Here is a 3,662-nt window from a genome sequence, read left to right as displayed (position 1 = left end):
ATGTCCTGTATACTATCAAGCGGACTTTTCCACTCCGCCAACGACCCCAACCATTATTCAAAGATCGTCCCTGTCTCAATTACGATCTCGGTCGCTGTCCCGGTGTCTGTCAAAGCTTAATCGCGCCGCTAGAATATCGTCAAACCGTAGAAAAAGTGGCGATGATTTTTCAAGGACGGACGGGAGAACTGATCGAAACCTTGTCCGCACAGATGCACAAAGCCGCTGAAGCCTTGGATTTCGAGCAAGCCGGACTGATTCGCGATCGCATCAACAATCTCACCGCGCTCAATGCCGAGCAAAAAGTCTCCCTACCCAACGATACCGTCTCTCGCGACGCGATCGCCCTCGCTGCCGATGCCAAAACTGCTTGCGTTCAATTATTCCAAATTCGTGCTGGTAAATTAGTCGGTAGACTGGGTTTTACAGCGCAAATAGAATCCCTATCCGAGCATACCGAAACTACTAGCGCGGCGTCGGATGAAGAACTAGGTGCGATTTTACAACGGGTATTAGAAGAACACTATCAATCAGCAGATCCGGTAGAAGTTCCCCTAGAGATCTTGGTGCAATATCCATTACCCGAAGGCGACATGTTAGCCAATTATTTAAGCGATCGCAAGGGGCGAAAAGTTACGCTAATTGCCCCCCAGCGGCAAGCTAAAGCTGAGCTAATCGAGATGGTCGAGAAAAATGCCATTCACGAGCTATCGCGCCTCCAACGCCAAAGCGAACGCAATCTTGGGGCATTGCAAGATCTCGCCGAAGTCCTCGATTTACCTGAAGTCCCCCGCCGGATTGAAGGATTCGATATTTCTCACATTCAAGGTTCTAATGCTGTCGCCTCGCAAGTGGTATTTATCGATGGCTTGCCAGCCAAACAACACTATCGCCACTATAAAATTCAGAATCCCGAAATTACGATCGGACATTCGGATGATTACGCCAGTCATGCCGAAATCGCGCGCCGCAGATTTCGGAAATATGCAGGCGGTTTAAATACTGACGATCCGAACTTTCCCGACGTAGTGATGATTGACGGCGGTAAAGGTCAATTATCCGCCGTCATTAGCATCCTCGCCGAGATGAATTTAGCCGATAAGATGTGTGTTGTCAGCCTCGCCAAACAACGGGAAGAAATATTTCTCCCTGGCGAAAGCTTGCCACTACCGACCGATGCCGAACAACCTGGAGTGCAACTGCTGCGCCGCGTGCGGGACGAGTCCCACCGTTTTGCGATTACCTTCCACCGCCAACAACGTAGCGAAAAACAAAAACGATCCTATTTAGATGATATTGCAGGTTTGGGTAGCCATCGCCAAAAACAACTGCTGGCACATTTTCACTCGATCGACTATATTAGGGCGGCTTCTGTCGAAGATTTGGCCAAAGCTCCCGGAATTGGCTCTCACATTGCTACGGAGATTTACAATTACTTTCATCCACAGTAAATAACTAGTTAAACTATAAATATTGTTGGCAAGCGACGCGCGAACAGTCAGGAAACCTAACGGTTCTGTGCTCCAGCGACACGCGCTTTGGTGGTTTCCTCACTGGGCGGGTGACCCGACCAGATAAGTGAAGCGTGTCAAGACAAGACAGTAGGAAAATTTTAGTAATTTAGTGTAGATCTATGGGCACCTATCGATCTATACTTGCCGATCCATAAAGAATATTAATTTAATCGATAAGTGCAATCACCTTCGTCAGTAGTAGTGCTACTTTAGATAGATGAATGACGATCTACAGAGTTGGTACAGAGCACTCGAACTAGAGCCTGGGGCTTCACTCGAAGAAGTGAACCAGGCTTATAAGGATTTAGTATTGGTATGGCATCCTGACAGATTGCCCCAAGATAGTGCTCGCCTCCAAGAAAAAGCCCAAGCTAAACTCAAAGAAATCAACAATGCTCGCGACAGATTGCGCGAGTACCAAGCCACGCGTACTAATGGCAACGGTAACGGCGATCGCACCCATACTACCTCATCTCGATCGACGAATGGAGCGGCGAAAGCAGACGCTACCCGCACCGAACGCGAGCCGACATATAGAACTACCCAACGCCAACATTCGCGGCGGGCTTCCGCACGTCCAGAGCCGCCTCAACCAGCGCGTCCATCGACAACACAACCAGCAAAAGTCACCGAGACACCAGTTTATCCCCAATCCTCAGCTACCAGACCCACAAATCATCGCCACCATATCAAGACACCCCAGCGCACGCCCCCGGCACGTCCCGATCTCAGTGGCGTCGATTGGAGCGGTACGAGCCTCAGCGAGCGCGATTTATCGGGACGGAACCTTAGCAATGCCAATTTAAGTAACACCGATCTCCAGGATTCCTTTCTACACAACACCAATTTACAAGGTGCCAATCTGCAAAAAGCCAATCTCTTTAGGGCAAATTTATTTCAGGCAAATCTTAGCAATGCCAACCTGCGAGAGGCAAATCTCGTCGGAGCAGATCTCAGCGGTGCCGATCTTAGCGGTGCCGATCTGACGGGAGCGCGAATTAAAATTGGCGGTAGGATCGCAGTGAGACTAATTGGTGCCAATCTCATCGGTGCCATCATGCCAGATGGACAAGTGTATAACTAAAATGGTGTTGCTGGATTGGGGTATGTAAGAGCTAGGGATTTAGTTGAGAGTTGCGGATGCGCGCTCGTCTGGTTTCCAGACGGATTAGCGACCCAAATCACGCGGAGGTTGTCTTGTCTTGTCGCACTCTCACGGTCGGGAAACCCGACCGAGGTGCGCCGCTGATGCAGTTGTATGGGCGGGACACCCGCCCACACTGCATCGCTCCCTCCGCATGTGTTTGGGTCAGCGATTCGCGCACGCCTTTGTTTCCCGACGGTTTACGAGCGATCGAGACAAGACAGCGCACCAAGCAGGGAGTTGGGAGGAATCAGTTTGTTGCAAAAACAGAGAATCAGACCTTAAATCGGCAACACCACTAAAACTATGTACGATCCACATATCCTGCTGAAATAGATAGCAATGAAGAATTATGCAAACACTAGAATCGCAGCCAGTATTGCTGAACATTGCCGATTTAAAGCTACGGGTTACGCCAGAGGAGTTCGCTCGGCTGTGTCAATTAAATCGTGACTTACGACTAGAGTTAACCAAAGATGGAGAATTAATTGTTATGCCTCCAACTGGCGGTGAAACTGGCAAGCGTAACTCAAAACTTACTGCTCGATTTGTAGTCTGGAGCGAGCAGACTGGATTAGGTGAAGTATTTGACTCATCGACGGGCTATGACTTTACAGCTTTTGGTGGCAAAAATCCATCGCCAGATGTTTCGTGGATCGAGAAGTCGCGGCTAGAGGGGGTCGATATTTCTGGTTTTATTCCGGTGGTACCCGATTTTGTCATCGAGCTACGCTCGAAAACCGATCCTCTGAACGATATGCGAGTGAAGATGATGGAGTATCGGCGTGTAGGTGTGCGCTTGGGCTGGCTGATTAATCCCCAACAGCAAGAAGTCGAAATCTATCGCCTGGGGCAGAATATAGTAGAGATTTTGAAAAATCCCGTAACTTTGAGTGGTGAGGATGTACTGCCTGGATTTGTCCTAGATTTGCGATCGATATTGTAATAGACGCGCAAATCTAGATTTAAACTCAACAGGGACTTCCAAAACTCTAGTACTAGGC

Annotated in this window: 4 protein-coding genes; all 4 read left to right on the top strand. The window is 49.1% G+C overall.

Going from position 1 to position 3,662, the window contains the following annotated elements:
* Window positions 1-1,451: excinuclease ABC subunit UvrC (gene uvrC, locus C7B77_RS26090; RefSeq protein ID WP_106311868.1), on the top strand; the 1,451-nt coding region annotated here is incomplete at its 5' end.
* A 280-nt stretch (window positions 1,452-1,731) separates the two neighbouring features.
* On the top strand, window positions 1,732-2,598 hold the full coding sequence (locus tag C7B77_RS26085; protein ID WP_106311864.1) for a pentapeptide repeat-containing protein: 867 nt from the start codon (window positions 1,732-1,734) through the stop codon (window positions 2,596-2,598).
* A gap of 56 nt (window positions 2,599-2,654) precedes the next feature.
* Window positions 2,655-2,960, top strand: a complete 306-nt coding sequence (locus C7B77_RS29420) for a hypothetical protein (RefSeq protein ID WP_181244041.1) — start codon at window positions 2,655-2,657, stop codon at window positions 2,958-2,960.
* A gap of 50 nt (window positions 2,961-3,010) precedes the next feature.
* A complete protein-coding gene (locus tag C7B77_RS26080; protein ID WP_106311861.1) occupies window positions 3,011-3,604 on the top strand; it encodes a Uma2 family endonuclease in 594 nt (197 codons plus the stop codon).
* Window positions 3,605-3,662 lie beyond the last annotated feature (58 nt).

Source organism: Chamaesiphon polymorphus CCALA 037, from assembly GCF_003003845.1.
In the GTDB taxonomy this organism is placed as follows: domain Bacteria; phylum Cyanobacteriota; class Cyanobacteriia; order Cyanobacteriales; family Chamaesiphonaceae; genus Chamaesiphon; species Chamaesiphon polymorphus.
Note: the sequence above shows the minus strand (reverse complement) of the source record. Positions and strands in the feature narration are given on the sequence as shown.